The sequence below is a fragment of the Frigoribacterium sp. AC394 genome (assembly GCF_979258095.1).
On record NZ_OZ409834.1, the window covers coordinates 2,429,122 to 2,449,682 of the forward strand.

General features: G+C 71.9%; 25 protein-coding genes and 1 pseudogene. 6 read left to right on the top strand and 20 right to left on the bottom strand.

The window, feature by feature from the left end:
* Positions 1 to 43: 43 nt before the first annotated feature.
* The 7 genes and pseudogenes from ACZZY9_RS11280 to ACZZY9_RS11310 form a co-directional block, all read right to left on the bottom strand.
* A complete protein-coding gene (locus ACZZY9_RS11280) occupies positions 44 to 1,279 on the bottom strand; it encodes a sulfate/molybdate ABC transporter ATP-binding protein (RefSeq protein ID WP_463464670.1) in 1,236 nt (411 codons plus the stop codon).
* Positions 1,259 to 2,002: pseudogene (locus ACZZY9_RS11285) on the bottom strand (ABC transporter permease); the annotation flags it as partial. The gene ACZZY9_RS11280 and the pseudogene ACZZY9_RS11285, both read right to left, overlap by 21 nt.
* Positions 2,003 to 2,040: 38 nt before the next feature.
* Positions 2,041 to 2,910, bottom strand: coding sequence for a molybdate ABC transporter substrate-binding protein (gene modA, locus ACZZY9_RS11290; RefSeq protein ID WP_463464124.1), 870 nt, complete (start codon positions 2,908 to 2,910; stop codon positions 2,041 to 2,043).
* Positions 2,907 to 3,317: a TOBE domain-containing protein gene (locus ACZZY9_RS11295; protein WP_192061384.1), complete on the bottom strand. Its 411-nt coding sequence runs from the start codon at positions 3,315 to 3,317 to the stop codon at positions 2,907 to 2,909. The genes modA and ACZZY9_RS11295 overlap by 4 nt, the downstream gene beginning before the upstream one ends.
* Positions 3,318 to 3,715: 398 nt before the next feature.
* Positions 3,716 to 4,336: a class F sortase gene (locus ACZZY9_RS11300; RefSeq protein ID WP_463464125.1), complete on the bottom strand. Its 621-nt coding sequence runs from the start codon at positions 4,334 to 4,336 to the stop codon at positions 3,716 to 3,718.
* 86 nt (positions 4,337 to 4,422) lie between these two features.
* Positions 4,423 to 5,139: a CHRD domain-containing protein gene (locus ACZZY9_RS11305; RefSeq protein WP_463464126.1), complete on the bottom strand. Its 717-nt coding sequence runs from the start codon at positions 5,137 to 5,139 to the stop codon at positions 4,423 to 4,425.
* Positions 5,136 to 6,164, bottom strand: a complete 1,029-nt coding sequence (locus tag ACZZY9_RS11310; protein WP_463464127.1) for a DMT family transporter — start codon at positions 6,162 to 6,164, stop codon at positions 5,136 to 5,138. Before ACZZY9_RS11310 ends, ACZZY9_RS11305 begins: the two co-directional genes overlap by 4 nt.
* Before the next feature lie 33 nt (positions 6,165 to 6,197).
* Here ACZZY9_RS11310 and ACZZY9_RS11315 point away from each other — a divergent pair, with 33 nt between their 5' ends.
* Positions 6,198 to 6,842: a TetR/AcrR family transcriptional regulator gene (locus ACZZY9_RS11315; protein WP_463464128.1), complete on the top strand. Its 645-nt coding sequence runs from the start codon at positions 6,198 to 6,200 to the stop codon at positions 6,840 to 6,842.
* A 222-nt stretch (positions 6,843 to 7,064) separates the two neighbouring features.
* Here the strand turns inward: ACZZY9_RS11315 and ACZZY9_RS11320 are convergent, their stop codons facing one another.
* From ACZZY9_RS11320 to ACZZY9_RS11345, 6 genes are all read right to left on the bottom strand, one after another.
* Entirely contained in the window at positions 7,065 to 7,439 is a 375-nt protein-coding gene (locus tag ACZZY9_RS11320) for a hypothetical protein (protein WP_463464129.1), read from the bottom strand.
* A gap of 400 nt (positions 7,440 to 7,839) precedes the next feature.
* Positions 7,840 to 9,030, bottom strand: coding sequence for an NAD-dependent epimerase/dehydratase family protein (locus ACZZY9_RS11325; protein ID WP_463464130.1), 1,191 nt, complete (start codon positions 9,028 to 9,030; stop codon positions 7,840 to 7,842).
* Positions 9,031 to 9,109: 79 nt separating this feature from the next.
* Positions 9,110 to 9,340, bottom strand: coding sequence for a hypothetical protein (locus ACZZY9_RS11330; RefSeq protein WP_463464131.1), 231 nt, complete (start codon positions 9,338 to 9,340; stop codon positions 9,110 to 9,112).
* A gap of 67 nt (positions 9,341 to 9,407) precedes the next feature.
* Positions 9,408 to 9,926 (bottom strand): hypothetical protein, encoded by a 519-nt coding sequence (locus tag ACZZY9_RS11335; protein ID WP_463464132.1) that lies wholly within the window; start codon positions 9,924 to 9,926, stop codon positions 9,408 to 9,410.
* Between the two features lie 130 nt (positions 9,927 to 10,056).
* A complete protein-coding gene (locus ACZZY9_RS11340; RefSeq protein WP_192061390.1) occupies positions 10,057 to 10,482 on the bottom strand; it encodes a hypothetical protein in 426 nt (141 codons plus the stop codon).
* A 197-nt stretch (positions 10,483 to 10,679) separates the two neighbouring features.
* Entirely contained in the window at positions 10,680 to 10,877 is a 198-nt protein-coding gene (locus tag ACZZY9_RS11345; RefSeq protein ID WP_463464133.1) for a hypothetical protein, read from the bottom strand.
* 193 nt (positions 10,878 to 11,070) lie between these two features.
* Here ACZZY9_RS11345 and ACZZY9_RS11350 point away from each other — a divergent pair, with 193 nt between their 5' ends.
* On the top strand, positions 11,071 to 12,450 hold the full coding sequence (locus tag ACZZY9_RS11350; RefSeq protein ID WP_463464134.1) for a hemolysin family protein: 1,380 nt from the start codon (positions 11,071 to 11,073) through the stop codon (positions 12,448 to 12,450).
* A gap of 4 nt (positions 12,451 to 12,454) precedes the next feature.
* Here ACZZY9_RS11350 and ACZZY9_RS11355 read toward each other — a convergent pair whose 3' ends face one another.
* From ACZZY9_RS11355 to ACZZY9_RS11365, 3 genes are all read right to left on the bottom strand, one after another.
* Positions 12,455 to 13,780, bottom strand: coding sequence for an MFS transporter (locus ACZZY9_RS11355; protein ID WP_463464135.1), 1,326 nt, complete (start codon positions 13,778 to 13,780; stop codon positions 12,455 to 12,457).
* A gap of 85 nt (positions 13,781 to 13,865) precedes the next feature.
* Complete coding sequence (locus tag ACZZY9_RS11360) at positions 13,866 to 14,453, bottom strand: helix-turn-helix domain-containing protein (protein WP_463464136.1); 588 nt, start codon at positions 14,451 to 14,453, stop codon at positions 13,866 to 13,868.
* Between the two features lie 106 nt (positions 14,454 to 14,559).
* Positions 14,560 to 14,808: a hypothetical protein gene (locus ACZZY9_RS11365; protein ID WP_463464137.1), complete on the bottom strand. Its 249-nt coding sequence runs from the start codon at positions 14,806 to 14,808 to the stop codon at positions 14,560 to 14,562.
* A gap of 307 nt (positions 14,809 to 15,115) precedes the next feature.
* Here ACZZY9_RS11365 and ACZZY9_RS11370 point away from each other — a divergent pair, with 307 nt between their 5' ends.
* A complete protein-coding gene (locus tag ACZZY9_RS11370) occupies positions 15,116 to 15,598 on the top strand; it encodes an FBP domain-containing protein (protein WP_463464138.1) in 483 nt (160 codons plus the stop codon).
* A 207-nt stretch (positions 15,599 to 15,805) separates the two neighbouring features.
* Here the strand turns inward: ACZZY9_RS11370 and ACZZY9_RS11375 are convergent, their stop codons facing one another.
* Complete coding sequence (locus tag ACZZY9_RS11375; RefSeq protein WP_463464139.1) at positions 15,806 to 16,381, bottom strand: ElyC/SanA/YdcF family protein; 576 nt, start codon at positions 16,379 to 16,381, stop codon at positions 15,806 to 15,808.
* Positions 16,378 to 16,632 (bottom strand): hypothetical protein, encoded by a 255-nt coding sequence (locus ACZZY9_RS11380; protein ID WP_463464140.1) that lies wholly within the window; start codon positions 16,630 to 16,632, stop codon positions 16,378 to 16,380. Before ACZZY9_RS11380 ends, ACZZY9_RS11375 begins: the two co-directional genes overlap by 4 nt.
* Positions 16,633 to 16,788: 156 nt before the next feature.
* On the opposite strand from ACZZY9_RS11380, the gene ACZZY9_RS11385 reads away from it, so the two are divergent.
* The gene (locus tag ACZZY9_RS11385; protein WP_463464141.1) at positions 16,789 to 17,394 is read left to right on the top strand and encodes a GNAT family N-acetyltransferase; all 606 of its coding nucleotides are present in this window, start codon (positions 16,789 to 16,791) and stop codon (positions 17,392 to 17,394) included.
* A 33-nt stretch (positions 17,395 to 17,427) separates the two neighbouring features.
* On the opposite strand, the gene ACZZY9_RS11390 is transcribed toward ACZZY9_RS11385, so the two are convergent.
* Together ACZZY9_RS11390 and ACZZY9_RS11395 are read right to left on the bottom strand one after the other, a co-directional pair.
* On the bottom strand, positions 17,428 to 18,351 hold the full coding sequence (locus ACZZY9_RS11390) for a PhzF family phenazine biosynthesis protein (RefSeq protein ID WP_463464142.1): 924 nt from the start codon (positions 18,349 to 18,351) through the stop codon (positions 17,428 to 17,430).
* A 144-nt stretch (positions 18,352 to 18,495) separates the two neighbouring features.
* Positions 18,496 to 19,098 (bottom strand): hypothetical protein, encoded by a 603-nt coding sequence (locus ACZZY9_RS11395; protein ID WP_463464143.1) that lies wholly within the window; start codon positions 19,096 to 19,098, stop codon positions 18,496 to 18,498.
* Between the two features lie 273 nt (positions 19,099 to 19,371).
* On the opposite strand from ACZZY9_RS11395, the gene ACZZY9_RS11400 reads away from it, so the two are divergent.
* Both ACZZY9_RS11400 and ACZZY9_RS11405 read left to right on the top strand, forming a co-directional pair.
* Positions 19,372 to 19,935 carry a recombinase family protein gene (locus ACZZY9_RS11400; protein ID WP_463464144.1) on the top strand — a complete coding sequence of 188 codons (564 nt, stop codon included), beginning with the start codon at positions 19,372 to 19,374 and terminating at the stop codon, positions 19,933 to 19,935.
* Positions 19,936 to 19,954: 19 nt separating this feature from the next.
* Positions 19,955 to 20,560: a TIR domain-containing protein gene (locus ACZZY9_RS11405; protein ID WP_463464145.1), complete on the top strand. Its 606-nt coding sequence runs from the start codon at positions 19,955 to 19,957 to the stop codon at positions 20,558 to 20,560.
* Position 20,561: the final 1 nt, after the last annotated feature.

The following is a 20,561-nucleotide window of genomic DNA, read 5'->3' on the forward strand; positions in this document are numbered from 1 at the left end:
GCGTGCTAGCGCTGTTGGTCGGGGTCGGGGCCGGGGCGCGTGCTCAGCGGCGATCGGCGGAGTAGACCTCGGCGGCCGCGCGGTCGAACGAGAACCAGACGGGGTGCCCGACGCGGTCGTCGAGCTCGGCGGCCCGCCTCGGGCTGAGGTCGGCCGACAGCAGCGCGCCCCGCAGCCGGACGACGTCGCCCCGCGGTTCGAGGTCGAGCAGCTCGCCCCGGACGCATTCTCGCGAGGCGTCGTCGGGCCGATCGAACGACACGGTGACCAGGGCAGGAGGCACGGCGAACGACACCGCGCCTCCTTCGGTCATGAGACGGTCGGCTCCTGAGCCGCTGCCGACGCCGAGGCGCGTGTCGTCATCGACCCGCACCGCGCCCCGGTCGACGACCCCGGTGACGAGGTTGACGCCGGCGAGACGTGCGGCGAAGCGCGTGCGCGGACGGTCGAAGACCTCGGTCGGCGTCCCCTCGTCGACGATGCGGCCGCCTTCGACGAGGACGACTCGATCCGCGAGCGTGTAGGCGTCGAGCGCGTCGTGCGTGACGATCATCACGGTGCGGTCGGCGAGCACGCGCCGCAGGGTCCGACGCAGGGCGGGCGTCACGACCACGTCGAGCGCCGCCAGGGGCTCGTCGAGCAGCAGGACGCCCGGCTCCGACGCGAGCGCCCGGGCGATGGCGACCCGCTGGGCCTGACCGCCCGACAGCTCGGCCGGATTGCGACCCGCGAGATCGAGCACCCCGACGTCGTCGAGCCGGCGCCGGGCCGAGCGGCGTGCCTCGTCGGCCGGGCGGCCCGCACTGCGCGGGCCGAACGCCACGTTCTCGAGGACGGTCAGGTGCGGGAAGAGCAGCGGCTCCTGCGCCAGGAGGGAGACCCCGCGGAGGTGCGGTGCGAGCCACGACGAGGCGTCGCCCCGGTCGCGACCCGCCTCGGCGAGCACGGAGTCGTCGAGGGCGATCCGACCGGCATCGGGTCGCACGAGCCCGGCGACGGCGCCGAGCAGCGTCGACTTGCCCGCGCCGTTCGGGCCGAGCACCGCTACCGTCTCGCCCGGCTCGACGACGAGGTGGAGGTCGACGTCGCGCTCGTCGACCCGGAGGGTCACGTCGAGACGACGCGCAGGCGCGGTGGGAGAGGAGGTGCGGAGCGGAACGCGATCCGCTCGCAGGCCGTCGTCGGCACGGTCGGGAGCGTCCGTCGACGGGCGGGCCGGGGGCGCCGCCCCGCGGGTGGGCGCGAACCCGCCGACCCGGTGCGCGACCGCGACGATCACGACGGCGACGACGACCAGCACGAGCGAGAGGGCGACGGCCGTGTCGGGGTCGGTCTCGCGCTGCAGGTAGATCTCGAGCGGGAGGGTTCGGGTCGTGCCCTGCAGGCTCCCGGCGAAGGTCAGCGTCGCGCCGAACTCGCCGAGGGCCCGGGCGAACGACAGCACGGCGCCCGAGATGACCGCGGGCAGCACGAGAGGCAGCGTGATGCGGCGCAGCGCGGTGGTCGGTCGGGCGCCGAGGGTCGCGGCCACGACCTCGTACCGCGTGCCGACGGTGCGCAGGGCGCCCTCGAGGCTGAGCACGAGGAACGGCAGGGCGACGAAGGTCTGCGCCAGGACGACCGCCGTCGTCGAGAACGCGATCTCGACGCCCAGCACGTCGAGCACCCCGCCGAGCAGCCCGCGCCGGCCGAAGGTGTAGAGCAGCGCGATGCCGCCCACCACGGGCGGGAGGACGAGCGGCAGCAGCACGAGAGCGCGCAGCAGCTGCTGACCGCGGAATCTCGCCCGTGCCAGCACGACGGCCATCGGCACGCCGAAGACGACGCAGAGAGCGGTCGCGGCGACGGAGGTGCGGAGGCTGAGGAGGAGCGCCGACAGCGACGACTCCGATGTGACGAGCGGGATGAAGCGGGGCCAGTCCACCCGCAGCACCATCGCCGCGAGGGGCAGCACCACGAATGCGGCGCCCACGGCGGCCACGATCAGCACGCCCACCGGGATCCCGAGGGCGGGTGCGCGGTCGGCGGGCCCGCGCCTCGTCACGGCGACCCGAATCCGGCCGCCGAGAGCACCGATCGGCCGTCCGGCCCGGCCACGTAGTCGACGAACGCCTGCGCCGCATCCGACTCGCGGGAGTCTGTGAGCGCCACGATCGGGTACGTGTTGACGGCCTCGGCCGACTCGTCGAAGGGGACGCCCTCGACGGCGTCGCCCGCGGCGGCGATGTCGGTCACGTAGACCAGCCCCGCGTCGGCCTCGCCCGAGGTGACCTTGCCGAGCACGTCGGTGACGGACGACTCCTCGCTGACCGGGGTCAGCTCGACCCCCGCCGCCTCCGTGACGGCGACCGTCGCCGCGCCGCAGGGCACGGCGGGGGCGCAGACGACGACCTTCAGATCGGGGTCGGCGAGATCGGCGAGGTCGCGCACACCGGCGGGATCACCCGGAGGCACGGCGATCTCGAGCACGTTCGTCGCGAAGTCGACCGGGTCGCCGTCCGCCAGGCCCGCATCGACCACCGTGCTCATGTTCTTCGTGTCGGCCGAGGCGAAGACGTCGGCGGGCGCCCCCTCGACGATCTGCGTGGCGAGATCCGACGAGCCCGCGAGGTTCAGATCGACCGACACCCCCGGATGCGCTGCCTCGAAGTCGGCGGCCAGGTCGGTGAACGAGCCCGTGAGCGATGCGGCGGCGAAGACCGTGACGCTGCCCGACAGCTCGTCGCCGCCCGATGATCCTGACGCCGAGGTCGGATCGCCGCCGGATGCCCCGCACGCGGTCAGCACGACGAGTGTCAGCGCGACGGTGCCGAGCACCCCGACGCGGCGGGCGCGGTGGGTGCGGCGGGTGCGGAGGCTGCGCCCCGAGCGAGGGGGACCGCCGGCACCCCGGGCCGCGGGGGTGCTCATGCGCCCACCGGTCGCTGAGGCGTCTCGACGATCACGGTCGTGGCCTTCACCACGGCGACCGCCACCGATCCGAGCTCGAGACCGAGTTCGCGCACCGCCTCGCTGCTCATCAACGAGACGACGCGATGCGGGCCGCACTGGATCTCGACCTGCGCCATGACGGTGTCCATCACGATGTCGGTCACGAGCCCGACGAAGCGGTTGCGCGCCGACCGGCCGATGCCCGAGGGGTCGTCGGGCAGCACGGCGTTCTCACGCGCGAGTCGAGCCAGGGCGAGCCCGTCGACGACGGTGCGCGACGAGGCGTCGCGCTCGCCGACGAGGGTGCCGTCGGCGATCCACCGGCGGACGGTGTCGTCGCTGACGCCGAGGAAGGACGCGGCGTCGCGGATCCGTATCTGAGCCATGAGACCCAGCATAACTCCGCATCTGCGTCGAAGTGAAGCTTACCAGCCCTCGTGTGCGTACCGGAAGGGCCCCGAGTCGTTGGTCAGAAGATGCCCTCGGGGGCGGCGGGAAGGGCGCGAAGCGACCACCGTGCGCCGATTCGCGGCAAGGCCCCGCGTCGGTGGGCAGAAGATGCCCTTGGGGGGCGGTGGCAAGGGCACGAAGCGACCACCGTGCGCCGCGGCGTGGCTGGGCCCGGCGTCGGTGGTCAGAAGGTGCCCTCCGGGGTGGCGGGAAGGGCGCGAAGCGACCACCGTGCGCCGATTCGCGGCAAGGCCCCGCGTCGAGTGGTCGGAAGATGTCCTTCCCTCGGCGGGGAAGAGCATCTTCCGACCACTCGATCGGCAGGGGCCAGTGCCTACGACACGCGCTCGGCGAAGACGACGCGGTTGTCGTCGTAGTGCCCGACGCTCCGGTCGAAGAATCCGCCGCAGGTGATGAGGCGCAGCGAGTCGTCGGCCGTCGCGCCGAAGACCCTGGCCGTGGGGAAGTCCGCCTTGGCGAAGTCCTCGACCTCGGTCACGGCGTAGCGGGCGGGCGTGCCGTCGGCGTCGAGCACCTCGACCTCGTCGCCCACCACGACCTCCGACAGTCGCGCGAACACCGCCGGCCCCGTGGTCGAGTCGACGTGCGCCGCGATGACGGTCGGTCCCCTCCCGCCGGGACGACCGCCTCCGGTGAACCAGCCCACGTCGTCGAAGTCCGTCGGGACCTCCATGCGTCCGTCGGCGGCGATGCCGAGGTCGATGAGGGGCTCGTCCAGCTCGATCGACGGAACCGACACCCTGATCGGGGCGACCCCGTCGGCGATCGCCGGCGACTCCGCCGGGGTCGGTGCGGCCGATGGAGCGGCGGACCCGGCAGGAGGCGCGCTCGGCTCCGCCGTCGGACCCGACCCCGTGGGGGCGGCGACCTCCGTCGGGGTGGCGGGCGCGCCTCCTGAACCGGGCGCGCAGCCGGTCAGCACGAGGGCGACCACCGCGGCCGCCGAGACGACCAGAGGCGCGGCCGCCCGACGGGTGCGCCGCTCACGCAGCGCACCCGTCGTGTGGCGACCGCGGGAGATCAGGACTCCTGGCGGCGGTGGCGACGCGCGACGAGCACGCCGGCCGCACCGAGCAGTCCGAGGGCGCCGAACGCGCCGGCGCCGATCAGGGCCGAGTCGCCGGTGGAGGCGTTCGCCGCGCCTCCTGCACCCGTGTCGACTCCGCCGACCGGCACCTGGGTCAGCTGGCCGCGGACGACACCCGCCGCGAAGTCGGCCGTGTGCGAGTCGCCCGTGAAGCCGGCGGGGTTCGCCTCGATCTGCGCGAGCGTGAAGCCCTCGCCGGTGTCGGCGCCCGCATCGCTCGTCACGCCCGTGGTGAACGGGCCCTGCAGGCAGCCGCTGCTGGTGCGCTCGCCCGAGCCGTCGTCGACGGGGTTCGGGAACGAGATGCGGGGCGGGCCGGACTTGCCCGCGGCGGCCTCGTGGATGTGCGTCGCGGTCTTGGCCGGGCTCATGTAGTCGCCCGTCACGCCCGAGAGCGTGATGTCGTAGCAGATGATGTTCTGATCGCTGTTGATGCGGAAGTCGAAGGTGCCGGTGGCGCCCTCCTGGCCGGGCGTCGCCACGCCGTCGTTGTTGATCACCTGGTCGGGTGTGGCCATCACCGTGAAGGCGCTGGTGAAGCTCGAGGGCTCGGCGACCTCGGTCTCGGCGCTCGCCGGAGCGGCGGCGAACAGGGTGAGGGCGGCCGCGGCAGCGCCTCCGATGGTCAGGGTGCGGACGGAACGGTTCATCTTCGACATGCTTCCTCTGCCTCTCGCGGGGCGTGATCCGGTCGGACGACGCTTGTGGAGGGGCTTACGACGGCGAGGAGCGGATCGTTCACCTGCGCGTTGATTTTCTTCGCGGCGGTGGCGACCGGGCGGTGGGCGCGGTCGAAGATCAGCACCAGGGCGACTCCGGAGGCGCACAGCACGAACCCGACGATCGTCCAGCCGGTCAGGGGCTCGCCGAATATCGCCGTGCCCGCGAGAGCGGTCGTCGGTGCGACCAGGAAGAGCAGCGCGTTCAGCGCCGTGATGCCGACCCGGCGCAGCAGCCACCAGTAGAGGCTGTAGGCGACGAGGCTCGGCAGGGCCGCCGACAGCAGTGCTGCCAGCCAGAACTGCGGGTCGGCCGGCGGCACGAGTGCACCCGTCGCGGCGGCGAGGACGATCAGGGCGGCCGCGCCGACGGACACGTGGATGGTCATGACCGTGAGCACGGGGAGGCGCGCCTCCGACCGGCGCTCGACGAACGTGCCGACGATGAGGCACGCCATGGCCAGTGCGGGCAGCAGATACGCCGCCGCGGGGGCCGTCGAGCCGCCGAGCTGCGAGCCGACGACGGCCGCCACGCCGACCGCGCCGAGCGCCAGGCCCGCCCACTGGGCCCCCCGCACGCGCAGACCGAGCAGCGGCCCGACGAGCGTCGCGACCACGAGCGGCTGCACGGCGTCGATCAGCGCCGTGGTGCCGGTGGCGATGCCCGAGCCGACGGCGGCGTAGACGAAGGCGCAGTAGCCGAACTGGGCGAAGAGGCCGATCAGGGCCTGTCGGCGCAGCTCGACGCGGGGGACCCCGCGGAAGGCGCCGGTCGCGGACGCCACGGCGAGCAGCACGACCGCCAGCGGACCGAACCGCCAGACGAGCAGGGTCGCGGCGGGCACGTCGGCGGTGGCGATCTTGGCGATCACGAAGCCGGAGCTCCACGAGGCGACGAACGCGAAGGAGGCCAGCACGGTCACGACCTCACCGACTACACCGATCTGTTTACTCATGCCGTCGACTATACAGATCGGTAGACTGAGTGGGTGACCGAATCCGGAACGACCTCGCGCCTCCTGCTCGCCGACCCGCCCGCCGGGCTGCCCCCGCTGCCCGAGTTGACGCCCGGAGCCCGCCGTGTGCTGGACGCCGCCTCGCGCCTCTTCTACGAACGCGGCATCCACGCGGTCGGCGTCGACACGATCGCCGCCGAGGCCGGTGTCACGAAGAAGACCCTGTACGACCGGTTCGGATCGAAGGAGGCGCTGGTCGTCTCGTACCTGCGGCATCGCGACGAGAGATGGCGCGAGCACATCGCCGCGCAGCTCGCCCTCGTGCCCGAGCCCGGCGTCGACCGGGTGCTGGCCGTCTTCGACGCCACGATCCTGTGGGTGCCCGACAACGACCGGAAGGGCTGCAGCGCGATCAACGCCCGCGCCGAGATGGGGGTCGGGGGCGGCGAGAGCGACATCGAGCTCGCCCTGCCCGAGGTGGTGCGGCAGAAGGCGTGGATGCTCGAGCTGTTCGTCGCGCTGTGCCGCGAGGCGGGGGTGCACGACGCCGAGGGCACGGCGCGGGTGCTCATGCTGCTGCACGAGGGCGGACTCGTCACCCTCGGCATGCGGACGTTCGCTTCGCCGTTCGCCGTGGCGCGGGCGGCGGCGGCCGACGTGCTCGCGGCGCGAGTCTGAGCGCCGCGCGCGCCCGGGGACGGGGCGCCTGCGCTGCACGGTGGGCGGAAGCGGCCCTTCGTGGGGTGCGGAGGGGCGTCTTCTGACCGACGTGGGCGGTGGGGGCCGGGGGTGGCGTGCAGGGTGGGCGGAAGCGGCCCTTCGTTGCGCGCGGAGGGGCGTCTTCTGACCGACGTCGGCGGGTGAGGTCAAACCCTGCTCGCGGGTCAGCGGCGCAGCGGGTCAGCCGAGGACGACCGCCAAGGGCGACGCGACGATGAACGAGACGGGTGGGACGAGGCAGACTCCGCCGATGATGCCGAGTGTCCTGCCGAAGCGCCCGGCGAGCGATCCTGCCAGGATCGCGAGCACGATGCTCGCAGGCAGCAGCACCCCGAGTGCCAGCCAGGCGACATGGGCGACCGGGCTGTCCCAACCGAGCCAGGCGGTCTCGGATACGGCGGTCACGAGGCAGAGCACGAGGGCGGCGATCGAGAGGAGTCGACCCCGCGCCGTCCCCTCGAGCGAGGCCGGGCTGGGGACGATCGGCTCACGCGACGGGAGGGCGGCGACCTCGGCTTCGGCTCGTGCCAGCTCCTCGCGATCGATGTCGTCCATGGCGCGAATCTACCGCCGACGACGGCTCGACTCGGCGATGTGAACGGAACCCCACCAGTACTGGGGTGTCGTGTTCAGTCGGCGGCGGGCTGGCCGGGCGGGCGGGGCGCCTCCGTCGGGCGAGGCTGGGGGTGGCGTTCAGGGTGGGCGGAAGTGGCCCTTCGTGGGGTTCGGAGGGGCGTCTTCTGACCACCGTGGGCCGTGGGGGCTGGGGCGCTGGGGCCAGCGTGCAGGGTGGGCGGAAGTGGCTCTTCGTGGGGTTCGGAGGGGCGTCTTCTGACCGACGTGGGCCGTGGGGGTCGGGGGTGGCCCGCACGATGGGCGGAAGCGGCCCTTCGTGGCGCGCGGAGGGGCGTCTTCTGACCGACGTGGGGCCGCGGCGGGGCGGGGGAGGCGCGGGTCAGGTCGCGCGGGCGCCGAGCTCGGCGAGCAGGGTCGCGTGGTCGACGCTCGACAGCCCGCTCGGCCGTGTGTCGGCGTCGATCTGTCGAGACCTCCAGTCGAGGGCGTCGCGCAGGGTCTCGACGAGGAGGCGCGGCTCCAGCCCCAGAGACCGCGCCCGGACGGTCGACCGCGCGTTCATCCCGTGCCAGGCGGGGTCGGCGATCCAGAGCGGCATCGACCGCGGCCCCGCCCACTGGCCCACGCCCCGAGCCAGCAGCCACTCGGCCGGAGCACGCACGATCGCCGCATCGCTCTCCGCAGCCCGGCGCGCGGCCTCGAGATGCTCGTCGAACGAGACGACCTCGCCCAGCGCGTTCGCCACCCCGTTCGCGCCCTGCTCGACGCAGCGCACGAGCCAATCGGCGAGGTCGCGCACGTCGAGCACCGCCGTGGGGAGGTCGGGTGCCTCCGGCGCGAGCACGATGCCGGGCTCGCCGAGGCCGTTGCGCTCGCCGGGGTCGCCAGGGTCGCCGGGCTCGCCGAGCTCCCTGGCCTCGCCGGGCTCGCCGCGTTCGCCGCGTTCGCGACGCTCGCCAGGTTCGCTGAACCCGCCGGGCTCGCGACGCTCGGCCGGAGCCCCGGGCGCCGAGGAGGCGCGGGCCGGGTGCGCGAACCGCCAGACCCAGTGGTCGGTGCGGCCGGTCGGGTCGCCGGGGCCGCCGATCAGACCCGGGCGGACGATCAGCGACCGGTCGGGGCCGAAGGAGGCGAGGACGGCGTCTTCGCAGGCGACCTTCGCGGGGCCGTAGTCGTCGGGGCCGTCCATCAGGTCGGCGGCGAGCGGCTCGACGCGCTCGGCCGTCTCGTCGGCGCCGAGTTCGGCGTCCGAGGCGTAGACGCTGGTCGTCGACACGAAGAGGTACCGGTCGGCGACCGGTTCGAGGGCGCGGACCGCTCGGCGCACATGACCGGGCTCACGGGCGACGTCGATGACGGCGTCCCAGCGAGCGGCGGCCCCGTCGGCGCCGTCGGCCCCGGCGGCTCGGTCGAGGGCGTCGTCGCGGTCGCGGTCGGCACGGACGAGCGTCGCGCCGTCGGGCACGTCCGTGCCGCGGGCGAGGCACGTCACCTCGTGGCCGGCGGCGATCGCGGTCGACGCGATGTGGCGGCCGAGCCACGCGGTGCCGCCGAGCACGAGGATCCTCATGCTCCGAGAGTGTCAGCCGAGGTCGCCAGGAGGCGCGGGGTTCGCTCCGAGCGCACCGCGCGACGACGCGGTGTCCGATTCACTTCGCGGGGTCGGCGGGGTGGGCCGGGTGGGCAGGGTCGGTCGGGTCGTCCCCGGTGGCGAGGAGCAGGTCCATGCGCAGCTCGCGCTCGCGCACGGACGATTGCAGGGCCCGGATCACCCAGAGCAGCGTGCGGACGAGCAGGACCCCGAGGACGACGGCGAACCCGAGGACGACGACGTAGGTGAGCAGGACGACGATGGAGTACGTGCCGATCGAGTTCATCATGCGTCGAGCCTACGAGCCTCGCCGACTGCGCACCTCGCCTGCGCGGGGGAGCTGTGGACGGCGCGGGTCAGCCGGGGGTCGACGTGCTGTGGGCGGGTGCGGTCACCGCGGCGGCCTCGGCCTCGACGAGGGTGTGGCGCCGGGCGGTGGCGAGACGGTCGAGTGCGAGCGACCCCGCCCCGACGGCGATGCCCATCGCGGCGATGATCCAGCGCGGCCGGTCGATGCCCGCCCGCACGAGGGAGACGTGCAGGCGTTCGTCGAGCGCCTCGGTGGTGCGTGCGAGAGCGAGGACGACCCCTGCTGCCCCCGCCGCGCCTCCGGCGGCGATCTTCGGGTCGGAGAACGGCTCGCGGGTCAGGCCGCTGGCCATGCTCGCGCCCGCCAGCCCGGCGAGGGCCGCGTGGTAGGCGACGCGGAGGGTGGGCCCCGAGGAGGCGGGCCTCACGAAGCAGAGACCGACGCACCCGAGCACGACGCCCAGCTGCACCACCCGGTCGCGGCGCTCGGCTCGGCCGAAGAGGTCGTCGACGCCGTCGAGGTCGATGGTCGCGGAGCTGCTGTCGTCGCGGGCACGATCGGTCATCGCCTCACTCTGCCAGGTCGACGCCCGCCCGGGAAGCACGAACCCGCCGAGCCCCCGTGGCGGGAGTCGGCGGGTTCGAGTGGCCGGTGGGTTCGAGTCACCGGCGCGCGTCAGCCGCGGGGGCGTCCGCTCAGCAGTCGGCCTTGGTGAAGGCGAGCGCGAGCTCGTCGCCGCCCTCGACCTCGTAGGTGTACTTCATGCCGATGTCGCGATCGAGGATGTCGCGGGTGGCCTCGGTGCCGCACAGCTGGGGGAGCACGGACTCCGAGAGGAGGTCCTCCGTGACGTTCTCGACTCCCTCGCCGGCCAGCGTGTAGTGGTAGTGGATCGCGTCGGACTCGGCGGTGATGTCGTCGAGCACCGTGACCTGGTCGATCTGCTGCGGCAGGTCGTACTGCCCCTTCGCCTCCTCGACGCTCTCGGCGATGACGTCCTCCTTGGAGTCGCCGGAGAACGCCTGGAACGCCATGCGCACTCCGAACGAGACGATCACGGCGACGACGATCGCCACCGCCGCCCCGATGATCCGATTCCGTGTCGATGCCTGAACGGCCATGTCTTCCCCCTGATCGCGCCGTCTCCGGCGACGTGTCAGCCGACCGGCCCGTGTGATCTCAGGCCCCGTCGGCGCCGGAACATCCGGCTGAGGGAGCCCCGCGACGCGACGCCGGTAGAACCCCCTGTCCGCACCCTAGCCAGTTCGCGAACGCCCGGGTGCGCGCGGAGGGTGCGCGCGCCTCCCCAACTCGGGGGTCAGTCTTCGATGTCGCCCGCGTTCTCGGGTTCGGTCTTCGTCTCGTCCATGCGATCGCGGAGGTGGTCGGCCATCGCGCCGGCGCCCTCGTGCCCGTGGTCCTGCTCGACCTGCTCGATCAGCCCGCTGAGCTTCTCGTCGTTGGTCGCTTCGGTGGCGCCGTCCATGACGGGCTCGGTCTGCTTCTTCTCGGTCATGATTCGACGCTACGCCGTGGCCTCCAGGAGGCGCGCAGGAGTCCGCATCCCGCGGCCGGTGTTTCGCAGCCTCCAGCCGGTACTCTCCTCCCATGAAGCGCACAGCAGACTCATCGTCCTCGTCTTCCGACTGCCATAGTCCGGGCGCCCGGAAGACCCCGGGCACCACCCGGTCGATCGCCATCACGACCCGATGAACGGCGACCTCGTCCTCAACATCGTCCTGGTCGTCGTCTTCGTCCTCGTCGGAGGTGTGTTCGCGGCCACCGAGATGGCCCTGGTCACGCTGCGCGAGAGCCAGGTCAACGCCATCGCCGCCCGTGGCAAGCGCGGCGAGAAGGTCGCGGGTCTGGCCCGCGATCCGAACATGTTCCTCGCCGCCGTGCAGATCGGCGTCACGGTCGCCGGCTTCGCGTCGGCCGCCTACGGCGCGTCGTCGATCGCGCCTTCGGTCACACCCGTCCTGGTCTCGTGGGGGCTCGGCGAGCAGGCCGCCGCCACCGTGGCCACCATCGGCCTCACGCTGATCATCGCCTACCTCTCTCTCGTGCTCGGCGAGCTGGCCCCGAAGCGCCTGGCCATCCAGCGCAACGCGTCGTTCGCGTACGCCGTCGCCCCCGTGCTCGCGGTCTTCGCGGTGCTCATGCGCCCGGTGATCTGGCTGCTGTCGATCTCGACCAACCTCGTCGTCCGGATGCTGGGCGGCGATCCGCACAAGACGGGCGAGGAGATGACGGAGGAGGAGCTGCGCGACATCGTCTCGAGCCACGAGGGTCTGCCCGACGACGAACGGCGCATCCTCGACGATGTGCTCTCGCTGCGTCATCGTCAGCTCAGCCAGGTCATGCGTCCGCGCCCCGAGGTCACGGCCGTCGACGGCACGGGCACGGTCAGCGACGCCGCCACCGAGGTGCACGACCGCCCGTACTCGCGGTACCCCGTCATCGACCGGTCCATCGACGACATCATCGGGTTCGTGCACGTGCGCGACCTCTTCGAGGCGATCACGAAGGACCCGAGCACGCCCGTGCGCGACATCGTGCGCGACATCTCGTATCTGCCGGCCACGGCGCGCGTGCTGCCCACCCTGACCTCGATGCGGGCGGGCGGTCACCACATCGCCGTCATCATCGACGAGTACGGCGGAACCGACGGCATCGTCACGCTGGAGGACCTGGTCGAGGAGGTCGTCGGTGAGATCTTCGACGAGTACGACACCGAGTCGGCGGCGGAGGACCTCGACGCCGGCGGCGGCACGGTCGACGGCCGGCTGAACTTCCAGGACTTCGAGGAGGCCACGGGCATCCACCTGCCTGACAGCGCCTCCGACACGGTCGCCGGGTTCGTCATCGAGAGCCTGGGTCGTCTGGCCCGGGTGGGCGACGTCGTCGAGATCGACGGCGCGCGCCTGCAGGTGACGGTGATGGACCGCCGACGCATCTCCGAGCTGCTGGTCATCCCCGACGAGATCGAGGGCGATGCCGACGTCGAGCACGTCGAGCTGGCGGGTGCTCCGAGGGCGGCCACGGCGTCGTCCGCCGACGATGAGGCGGATCGGGGTCGGGCCGTCTGACCCGTCACGCCCCACGCCCCACCTGACGATCGTCGATCGGAACGGCCCCGCCCTCGGCGGGGCCGTTCTGGCGCTCGGGAGGGTCGCCGCCGGCGGTCGCCGTCGCGTCGAGCGCGACTCGCTCTCGCTCCATCGAACGCCAGGAGCCGCCGAGCAGGGGGGTCAGCGTGGCGAGCGTGTACGCGACGGCGATCACGCCGAAGGCCACGGCGAGTCCGACGGTGTCGGCGGCGACCCCGCCGAGCAGGGCGCCGAACGGCACGCCGGCCCATGCCCCCGCGTTGATGAGGCCGAAGACACGACCCCGCAGGTGCTCGGGCACTCGTTCGAGCTGGACGGCGCCGAGGATGGGATTGATCGATCCGGCGGCGAGCCCCGCGATGGCCGTCGCCGCCACGAGGACCGGCAGCGGTGCGCCGAGGGCGAAGGCCGTGCTGGGCGGCCCGCCGGCGAGGGTGAAGCAGATCGCGAGGGTGACGCGACGCGGCATGCGGTGGGCGACGAACCCGAAGCCCACGTTGCCGATCAGGGCGCAGCCGCCCATGACGGCGACGAGCAGACCCAACGAGGCCGCGCCTCCGAGGCGGTCGTTCGCGTAGAGGGGCAGCAGCGACGACCCTCGAGCGGCGTCGAGCAGGTTCGTGAACAGCACGAGCCCGACGATCAGGCGCATGAGCCGGTCTCGCATCACGAAGCGGAACCCGTCGGCGAGATCGGACCAGTAGGAGGCGCGGGTCGAGCCGTCATCGCCGTCGCCTCGCGGGGCGGTCGCCGACGGCGCCGCGGGGACGAAGGCGCCGGTGAGCCCGGCCGAGAGGGCGAACGTCGCCGCCGTGACGAACAGGGCGGAGATCGGCCCGACCGTGGCGACGAGCAGCCCGGCGGCGGAAGCGCCGATCAGTTTCGCGAAGCGCTCGGAGCCGTCGAGCAGGCCCACGCTCTGCTCGAGTCGGACGCCGGCGCGGTCGGTCAGACGGGGCAGCATCACCCGGCGGGCCGTCTGGCCGGGGGTGTCGAGCAGACCCCCGGCGAAGACGAGGAGGAGGAGCGCCCAGAACGGGAGGCCGACGGTGAGGGCGAGGACGGGCATCGCGAGGACTGCGGCGCCGCTGACGAGGTCGGCCACGATCGCCGCCCGGCGGTGGCCGACCCGATCGACGACCACCCCGCCGAGTGCTCCGCCGACGACCACCGGCGCCGTGGCGGAGAACGCGGCGACGCCGACCTCGACGCCTGAACCGCCGAGGCCGAGCACGTAGAAGGGGACCGCGAATGCCGTGATCACGTTGCCGGTCTGCGACACGGCGTGAGCGCTCAGCAGGGCGGTCAAGGCGCCGATCGCCCGGCGGTCTCGTGGGCCGCGCGTCGTCGGGGCCTTCTCGGGCGCCTCCTCGCGCCCCGATGCGCGCGACACCTCAGGGCCGCCGGTAGGCCTGGTAGACGAGCACGACCGACTCCGCGCCGTCGCCGTCGTCGGGGTCGCGGGTCGCGCTCGCCGCGACCCAGCGCTCGACGAGCGCCTCGAGCTCGCCCCGCAGGGTGGCCAGCTCGTCGACCGTGAGACGCAGGCTGCGATCACCGCTCGCCGCGGCCGCGACCCAGTCGCGGGGCAGGGCCGGTGCCGCATCGATGTAATCCGTGTAGCGGTTCGCGTAGGCGTGCGCGATCGACTTCTGCAGGGCCGACGAGGCGGCGAGGGCGGCGGGGTCGTCGAGCAGCTCGGCGGGCTCCCACGAGGTCAGCATCGTGGTCGCCTGCCACCAGCGCTCGCGCTGATCCGTGCTCGGGGCCGCCGCGGGCTCGATGAGATCGATCGACGCCAGCTTGCCGAGGTGGTAGCTGATCGTGCCCGGCGCCTCGTCGACGAGGTCGCCGAGGAGGGCGGCGGTCTGCGGGCCGCGCTCGCGGAGGAGGCCGAGGAGGCGCAGCCGCGTCGGATGCGCCATCACGCGCATCGAGGCGGCCGAGGTGAGCGTCGACCGGGGAGTCTCGCGAGGGGTCATACGACGACGATAGAACCCACAAGGGATGTTGCGCAAGAACTCTTGTGCATCACTCTCGAAGAGTATTGCCGGTGGCGGGATCGGTGTCGACCCGCGCCTCCTCGGGTCAGAGCAGGACGGAGGCCGCCATCGCGCTGAGTGCGATCGCGAGGATGGGCAATCCCACCGCGACCGCGACGACGACGACCGCGCCGAGGGTCGCCAGGACGGCGGACCCGAGTCCGAGCGCGGCTGCCCCGGCGAGCGTGTCTCGCGACGCCGTGTCGGCCCGGGTCACGGTCTCGGGCTCGGATCCGTCTGGCGACCGGAAGAGCGCTCGCGCATCGGTCAGTCCGTCGTCGGTCGGTGGTTCCATGACGCCCCCTGAGATCGTGCCGTCCGGATCCCCACGCCGCGCCTCCTGAAAGGGCGACGACCTCCGGTCTCCAGTCAGCGTACGACGGCGGGGCCGGCCGGCGTCGAGGGTCATCAGACGGTCGCCGTCTGCGCGTGACTAGTCTGAGGACGTGAGTGATCGTTCTCAGGAGGTCGTCGGCGTCTTCGCCGGCTCCAGGGCCTGACGCCCCCGGTCGTGTCGTCGACACGACCCGGCTCGTCGACCCCACCTCCCTCCCGTCCCGCCGCACGTCATGCGCCCGGACGACCCTACGATCGGTTCCGCCATGCTCCCCCTCTCCGAGAAGGCCCTCCGTGCCTCCTTCGTCAACGCCTCACGCAAGGAGGCGGCCGACGTCGCCCTCCCCGCCGACTTCGCCACCCTCGACTGGGAGTCCCTCGACTTCCTCGGCTGGCGCGACCCCAGGATCGGACGCCGCGCCTACGCCGTCGTGCCGACTCCCGACGGCGAGATCATCGGTCTGCTGTTCCGTCGAGCCGAGGCCGGTACACGCTCGCGAGCGCAGTGCTCGTGGTGCCAGGACATCACGCTGCCGAACGACGTCGCCTTCTACAGCGCCAAGCGCTCCGGGCCCGCGGGTCGCAACGGCGACACGATCGGCACCCTGGTCTGCGAGGACTTCGAGTGCTCGCGCAACGTCCGCAAGACCCCTCCGCCGGCCTACGAGGGGTTCGACGTCGAGGCAGCGCGACTGAGGCGCATGGACGACCTGGCCGTCCGCGTCGCGGCCTTCGCCGCCGGCGTCTGACGCGCCTCCCTCAGTCTTCTCTGCCCCGCGATGAACCGCGTTCGCGAAGATGAACCGCGTTCTATCGCAGTTCATCTTCGCGAACGCGGTTCTTGGGGAGGCGGGAGGCGCGGCGGGCGGCAGGAGGCGGGAGGCGGGAGGCAGGGCGGGAGGCAGGAGGCGCGGCGAGGGCAGGAGGCGCGGCGAGCGGAGGAGGCGCGGGTCGCGTCAGAGGGACCGCAGGCTCCACAGGCCGCGGACGGCCCCGTAGGGCTTCAGCAGCGGGACCTCGCCGAGGCGGTGTTCGCGGGCCCGGACGAGCCTGCGGGCGAGGTCGGGTCGCTGCTTCCAGAGATGAGCACGCGCCTTCTCGGCGTGCAGGGAGTTCGAGGCGATCTTGACGACGTCGAACTCCTCGACGAGCGGGATCGCATGCTCGATGTTCTGCCACGTCGTCGTGCTCGTCCGATCGAGCAGCACAGGGCCGTCGTAGCCGAGCACGTCGCGCAGGTGACGGAGCAGGAGGTCCGCCTCGGCGACCGCACCCCCGACGGCCCCGCCGGAGAGCACGATGACGGACTCGTCGCGATCGACGTCGATGGAGCGGAGCGCGGCACGGAGCCGATACCGGTTGATGTAGTTGGCGCGCCGGCCTCGGTTCCGGTACCCGAGGACGACGATCGCCTCACGACCACCGCGTGGTGCGATGTCGCCGAGCCGCCGCCCGCTCGACCGCGCATGCACCCACTCCGACCAGCCCAGCGTGCCGACGAGGAGCACCCCGGCCGCGGCGACCCACCTCATTCGTGTGGCGCCGTCGTGCCGGGTTCGTCGGACGGCCGCAGGGCACGGCGGACCGCCCTGTAGCCGAAGAACAGACCGAGCACCACCATGGGCAGCCCCGCCCAGGGGGTGTCGAGCGTCAGGAAGAGAGTCAGACCCACGGTGCCGAACACGATCGCGAGGGCGACGTCGTTCGAGTCCGCCTCCTCCTCGCCGTCGGCGGGCGTGCCGCTCTCGGGGTCGGACACGGGGCGCTCCTCGGGGTCGTCCATGAGTCGACGCTACGTCGCCGACCGGCGCCGCGCCTCCTTCGGGCGACGGATGGAGCGGGACCGGCGCCGCGCCTCCTTCGGGCGACGGATGGAGCGGATCGAGGGCAGCGGGCCGGGTTGCACGGGGCGGTGGCGGGCGAGAGGATCGGGGATGTGATGGCGACGAAGGTGATGCGTGCCGATTCTCTGCAGCGGGCCGAGCTCGAGGCGCAGGGCTGGTCGGTGGCGGCCCGGTCGTTCGGTGCTCGGCTCGACGCCGATCGCATCGACGAGTCGCGTCTGCGGCGTCTGCGGCGTCTGGTCGAGCAGGTCGCCGTCAGCGTCTCGGTCCGATCGCTCGATCGCCGCGACGTCGACGCGGTGCTGGCCCTCGACGCGGCGGCGGCCGACGACTACCCCGGCAGCGTGGCGACTCGGCACGCCCTGCTCGATCGGGAGGGAGCGACGCCGACCCCCGCGCGGCGCGGTTTCGGCGCGTTCGGCCCCGACGGTGAGCTCGTCGCCATGACCTTCGTCGACGTCGAGACCGACGGCGGCGGCAGCGCGGCCGAGACGGACTTCACGGTCGTCCATCGAGCCTGGAGGAGGCGCGGGCTGGCCGTCGCGGTCAAGGCGGCCTCCGTGCTGGCCCTGTCGGCGGAGGGTGTCACGCGCTTCCGCACCGGCGGCTCGGCCGACAACGCGGGGATCATCCGCGCGAACACCGCGCTCGGCTACGTCCGCGACGAGGAGTGGGTCACGCTCGAGCGCGCCGCCGACTGAGCGGTCACGCGGCGCACGCCGTCTGCGCCGGCATCACACGATGTGCGCCGCGGTGCCCGTCACCGTGATGCCGCCTGCCGGAGGCACGTCGACGACCAGCAGACTCGGTCGCCCCACATGCCGACCCTGGTGCACGACGACCCGGGCAGGAGGCGCGATCAGCTCGAGCGCTCGCAGATACGCCCCGAGAGACGCGGCCGCCGAGCCGGTCGCCGGGTCTTCGGTGATGTCGCCGACGGGGAAGAGATTGCGCGTCTCGACGACGAGATCGCCTGTCGCGTCGGCCTCCCGGCGGTGGACGACGGTGACGGTGCCGGCCCAGCCCCGTTCGTCCATGAGCGACCTCATCTCGGCGGGGTCGAAGCGGAACGCGTCGAAGACGGCCTGCTCACGCACGGTGACCACGGGGTGCCAGTTGCCGGCGTACGACTCGCGGAGGGGCCAGCGGTCGTCGAGGTCGGAGCGCTCCAGCCCGAGCAGCGCCAGCAGCCGGTCGGCCACGATCGGGTCGAGGTCGCGGAGGGCGGGCTCGACGCTCGTGAACGACGCCGTGATCGGGAGAGGTGCGGAACCGGTGGTGCCGTCGCCGACGCGACCCGCGCCTCCTTCGGGTCGCGCCGTGTCGATCACGACGCGGCCGACGGGGGTGTCGAGGGCGAAGGGGCCGACTCCGCGGCGTTCGGCGAGGGCCACGGCGGTCGCGACGGTGGCGTGACCGCAGAACGGCACCTCGGCGCCGGGCGAGAAGTAGCGGACGCTCACGGTGCGATCGTCGGAGGCGGCGCCCGGGTCGACGACGAAGGCCGTCTCGGCGTACCCGACGTCGGCCGCGATGCGCTGCATCTCGACGTCGGTCAGCTGCGAGGCGTCGAGCACGACACCCGCGGGGTTGCCGCCGTCGGGCTCCGCGGCGAACGCGGTGAGTCGGAGGATCTCGACGGCGTGCGGATCGGTCATGACGCCACTCTGCCGCAGTCTGCGACGCCGAGATCCGACGATGCCGCCGACAAGACGACGCCAGCACCGCGCCCCGAGTGACATTCGTGCCAAGCCCGTGCACAACTCACGACTGAGGCATCCGCACTTCGGTGAGTACGCGATTCATCCCCGTGCTGCAAACCGCTTCATGTCGCGCACGCCATCCTCAGTGCCGGCGTAGAAGACGCAGCAGTATGCGACCCATGCCTCCTCGAGGGCTCTACTCGTCCTGCGCTCGGCTTCCTCGCGCGTGATCGCGCCCACACGAGCCGCGTTGGTGGCGTCGTTCATACGGGACGCGTACGGCTCTGCGATGGCGAAACCCCTCGTGTGGGTGTTGTTCTCCTTCGCCCATGCCTGCGCATGGCGGTGCTTAGTCCTTTCCGCCGAAGCCTTTTCGAGAGTGAGTGGCCAGACCTCCACCAGGGGGATCTCGGCCGCCAGCTCCACGAATGTCTGCACGTCCTGCTGGAACCCACTCATCGAGAAGAAGCCCTTATGCTCTGCGCGGTGTATCTGGAACACCTCGCCCGTGAACTGGACCCAGGTCGCAGCGCGCCATGGGTCCTGCTGCGTCGGCGGCCACTCCCAGACGTCGTCAGGGGCACCTCGATCGGTGTCTGAGCGTCGCGACAGCCACCCGCGGGCACGAAGAAAATCGTCAGCTTCGTCGCTGTAGGGCTCGATGGCGCCGTCGAGGTCCTCGTCGTCCTGGTGGTCGGTCATGTCGTCCCCATTCGTTCGATCAAGGGGCGGTACGGGGAAGCGTCACCACCGGCGAGGCGTCGACCGGGTGTCGCTCGAGCGGTCTGGCTCATCCTGACGCAGGGGCGCAATGCCCGCTAGGGCTTAGTGCGTTCGATAAGCGGTCGTTCATCGGGACACCTTCGCGAGCCCATTTTGGACGCCCGAGACCAAGTGGCGCCTGGCCTGCGGATTCGCGTATGCCTGTCCCGCAAAAATGCCCGGTGACGGGGGTCTAAACGCTACAGTCATCGGATGCTCATCGGCTACGCACGCGTCTCGACTTCAGGTCAGGATCTCGCAGCACAACGTGACGGTCTCGCAGCACTCGGTGTTGACGATCAACACGTCCATGTTGACCACGGGCTGTCGGGTACGACTCGAGCCCGGCCCGGGCTCCGTGAGGCCCTGGCGGCGTGCCGTGCCGGCGATGTCTTGGTCGTCACCAAGCTCGACCGTCTCGCTCGATCGCTGCGCGATGCGACGGACATCGCGGACGAGCTGACGAAGAAGGGGGTCGCCCTAAACCTCGGGGGAGCGGTCTACGACCCCACCGACCCGGTTGGGCGGCTGCTTTTCAATGTTCTCGGCATGGTGGCTGAGTTCGAGGCTGACCTGATTCGCGCCCGGACCCGTGAGGGCATGGCGATCGCGAAGGCTGCCGGCAAGCTCCGGGGTCGCAAGCCCAAGCTCACCGCCTCGCAGGAGAAGCACCTCGTGCAGCTGCACCGCACGGGCGCCCACACGACGAGCGAGATCGCGGAGCTGTTCGGCGTCGCTCGCTCTACCGTCTATCGCGCCATCCAACGTGCGGTTTAGTAATGGTCACCTAGAGCCCATGGGCGAGGCCCTCGACAAACTAGAGTGGAACTCACCTCTAGAAAGGGTGACCATGCCTAGCGCTCTCAAGACTCTGACGCGTCACAAGACGTTCATCTCCTACCACCACGATGACGAAGCTGAGGTGGCGTCCTTCATTGACATGTTCGACCACGACCACGACGTGCTCATCTCTCGGGGCATCGGCGCCTCGATGGCCGGTGACGTCATCAACAGCACAAATGCTGACTACATCAAGAGTCGCATCCGAGAGCTTTACTTGAGGGACAGCACGGTCACTTTGGTCATGGTGGGAGCTAAGACATGGGGACGCCGGTTCGTCGATTGGGAGATTGCTGCCTCACTTCGGAATACGTCGACGTCATCCCGAAACGGTCTTGTGGCCATCACTCTGCCATCCATGGCCAACGTCGCAGGTCGCACACCTCCAGAGCGTGTTCGCGACAACGTAGTCAACGACGACGAAGGGTACGCGCGGTGGATGAAGTACCCATCGTCAGCAGGAAGCCTGGCGAGCATGATCGATGACGCGTACACACGCCGTTCAACACGCAGTCACATGGTCGACAACAGCCGCGCCCTGCGTCTTCGGAACGCGTCGTAGT